The organism is Streptomyces sp. a15 (genome assembly GCF_059026085.1).
Genome location: NZ_JBWLKM010000194.1, coordinates 1 through 3218, shown reverse-complemented (window position 1 = coordinate 3218; position 3218 = coordinate 1). Strand labels below are relative to the sequence as shown.

General features: G+C 73.4%; 3 protein-coding genes. All 3 read left to right on the top strand.

Annotation, left to right across the window (positions count from 1 at the left end; all coding sequences use genetic code 11):
• A partial coding sequence (locus AC5P09_RS51460) for a TIGR02677 family protein (protein ID WP_493880554.1) occupies window positions 1-1482 on the top strand: 1482 nt, incomplete at its 5' end.
• A gap of 13 nt (window positions 1483-1495) precedes the next feature.
• Window positions 1496-2911, top strand: a complete 1416-nt coding sequence (locus tag AC5P09_RS51455) for a TIGR02678 family protein (protein WP_493880553.1) — start codon at window positions 1496-1498, stop codon at window positions 2909-2911.
• Window positions 2908-3218, top strand: a 311-nt coding sequence (locus AC5P09_RS51450; RefSeq protein ID WP_493880552.1) for a hypothetical protein, incomplete at its 3' end; no start/stop codon positions are given. The genes AC5P09_RS51455 and AC5P09_RS51450, both read left to right, overlap by 4 nt.

Below are 3218 nucleotides of genomic sequence, written 5' to 3'. Positions count from 1 at the left end.
ATCGACGCGTTCTCCCTCGACGACCGGCTGCGGCTGTTCCACTTCGCCGCCGCCGAGAAGCGCCACGAATACCTGTGGCTGTTGCGGGCCTTCGACCGCGGACGCGCCAACTACCAGGTGCTGCTGCATGCTTCGGACGCGGTGGGACTGCTGGAGCGGCTCGCCGTCGACCATCCCGCGGCGGGCGCTGTCGGTGGACTGGCCGGTGTGCAGCCGCTGCTCGACGCGCTCGCGGAGTGGCAGGTTCTGGACCGGTCGTACGACGGGACGCGCGCCGCAAACCTGGCCGAGTACCGCAACCGCCACTACGTGTACCAGTTCACCCAGGCCGGATACCGGGCGTACCGGGCCGTGGAGGATGTACTCGGCGCCAGCCTGGAGGATGCCCAGCTCTCCCGCCTCGTCTTCCCCGACATCCTCGGCGACCTGCGTGCGCTGGCCGAGGCCAACGCCGCGGGCGACGGCGAGGAGGTGTACCGCAAGCTCGGCCGTCTCGACTCCGTGCTGAACGAGATGGCCCAGCGCGCCGCCCGCTTCTACCTCATGCTGGGCGATCTGGCGCGCACCAACGACACCCGGCCCGAGGTGTTCCTCGCCCACAAGGACACGCTCCTCGCGCACATGCGGGAGTTCACCGCCGAGCTCGGCCGCTACGCCCCGCTGCTCGCCGAAGCGGTCGAGAAGGCCGCGGCCACCGGCGTGGACCGCATGATCGAGTACGCGGCCGAAGCCGACGAACGGCTCTTCCGCAGCCCCGCCGAGCGGCTGGCCGACTGGCGGCACCGGTGGGACGGCATCGTCCACTGGTTCGCCGAGCGCGAGCACAGCGAGACCGAGCGGCTGCAGGACGCCACCGTCACCGCGATCCGCTCCGTCCTCGCCCTGCTGCGCCGGGTCACCGAGGCGCGCCGGGGCGGGGTGAGCCGGGAGAGCCAACTGCGCCATCTCGCCCAGTGGTTCACCTCCTGCGAGAGCGACGAGGACGCGCACGCCCTGTTCCAGGCGGTCTTCGGGCTCGGCGCGCCCCGCCACATCGCCGTCCCGTACGCTGACCCCGAGCGGATCCCGGGGCGTACGTCCTGGTGGGAGGCCGAACCGGTCGAACTCGCCCGCACCCTGGTCCAGTCCGGCCGCACCCCCGCCCTGTACGGCCCCGGCCGCATCGACCGCGACGACGACCGGCGGGCGCTGCTCCGCGCCGAGCAGCTCAAGGAACAGGCCGAGCGGCGCAGTGCCGCGAACTCCCTCGCGTCGGACGGGGTGTACGGCCGGACGCTCGACGAGCCCGAGACGCGGGCGCTGCTCGCCCTGCTGGACGTGGCCCTCGCCGCCCGAGTCCCCGCCAGCCGCCGGGTCACCGCGGCCTCCGGCGCCGCCCACGGGGTACGGCTCACCCTCACCCCCGCCGAGGGCTCCACCACCGTCGACACCGTGCGTGGCCGCCTCCATCTCGACGGGCTGCGCCTGGAAGTCACCGCATGAGCGAGGTCACCGCATGAGCCGTGTCGCCGAGGGCGTCTCCCTGCTCGAACTCGCCGACTACCAGAAAGCGGTACGGCTCGTCCTGCGGCATCCACTGGTCACGCCCGGGTACCCGGACAGGGCGGCGCTGGCGACCGTGCGCCGCTGGGCCGAGCAGCTGCGCACCGATCTGATGGACGTGCTCGGGTACCGGCTCGTGACCACCGCCGACACCGCCCGGCTCCAGCGGGCCCAGGACGGCCTGGACGCCACCCGCCCGGCCCTCACCCGCGCGGGACGGCCCTTCGGCCGGCGCCGCTACGCCTACCTCGTCCTCGCCCTCGCGGCGCTGGGCCGGCACGGCGCGCAGGTGGCGCTGGGGGAACTGGCCGACGCGGTGGCCGCCGACGCCGTACGCATCGACGGACTCGGCCTGGACACCGCGCGCAAACCCGACCGGGACGCCTTCGTCGACGCCGTCACCTGGCTCACCGAACGCGGTGCGCTCACCCTCGCCGACGGCTCCGCCACCGCCTGGGCCGGCGATCCCGAGCGTGCCGAGGCCTTGTACGACATCGACCGGGAGATCCTCCTCGCAGTCCACCACCCGACCCGCGTCCTGCAGCATCTGACCTCGGTCACCGCGCTCCTGGACTCGGCCGGCGCGCTGGGCATGTCCGCCGGGCGTGCCGCTCAGCGCCGTGACCAGGCCCGCCGCGCCCGCCGTCTGGTGCTGGAGAACCCGGTCGCGTACTACGCCGACGCCGACACCGAGCTCCTGGGCCAGCTGCGGGCCCCCGCCCTCGCCGAGGACCTGGAGCGGCTGACCGGGCTGACGGTGGAGCGGCGGGCCGAGGGCGTGGCGCTCATCGACACCTCCGGGCGGCTGTCCGACATCCGCTTCCCCGGCGGCGGTACCGTCGCACAGGCCGCGCTGCTGCTCGCCGCCCGGATCAGCGCCGCCGTGCAGCGTTCCGGACGGCACGCCCTCGAACTGCTGCCCGCGCCCACCGTCGCCGAACGCCTCGCGGCGCGCGCCCGGCGCATCGACGGCGCTCTGCCGTCGCGGGGGATGGTCGCCGAACTCGCCGAGCGGGATGAGGAGTTGGTGTACGAGGTGTCCGGCGACGTGGGTCAGGAGCCGGGGGAGGCCCGGTATCCCTTCGTCACGGACTCCTGGCTCCGGGGGAGGCTCAAGGAGATCACCGCCGAGTACGGCGCGGGCTTCGCCGCCGACCTGCGCGGTGACCCGGACCGGCTGCTCGGCCAGGCGCTCGGCCTGCTGGCCGCCATGTCGCTGATCGTCCGGGTCGACGGCGGGGCCCTCGCCCTTCCCCTCCTCGCCCGCTACCGCGGGGTCACCGCTCGGGTGAAGACGCGTAGCGCCCTCCAACCACCGGCCCAGACCGTCCTGTTCGCTGAAGACACCGCCAAGGACCCGACTCCGTGAGCACCCCCACTCCCCTCTCATCCGCCCGGTTCGTCCCCACCCGTGCCGGAATCGTCAACCTGTGGGACTACCGGGACGAGGAGTTCTCCTTCGCCGGCGGCTGGCTGGTGCTGCGCGGCCCCAACGGATCGGGCAAGACCAAGGCGCTCGAAGTCCTCTTCCCGTTCGTCCTCGACGGCCGTATCGACCCCAAGCGGCTCAACCCGTTCGCCGCCGAGGACCGCACGATGAAGTCCAACCTGCTCTTCCGCGGGCAGGACAGCGCGCTCGGCTACGTCTGGATCGAGTTCACCCACCGGGAGACCGG

Bases quoted from the DNA above. Each gene is read 5' to 3' on its own strand.
- AC5P09_RS51455 (WP_493880553.1), top strand. From the start codon at position 1,496: ATGAGCCGTGTCGCCGAGGGCGTCTCCCTGCTCGAACTCGCCGACTAC.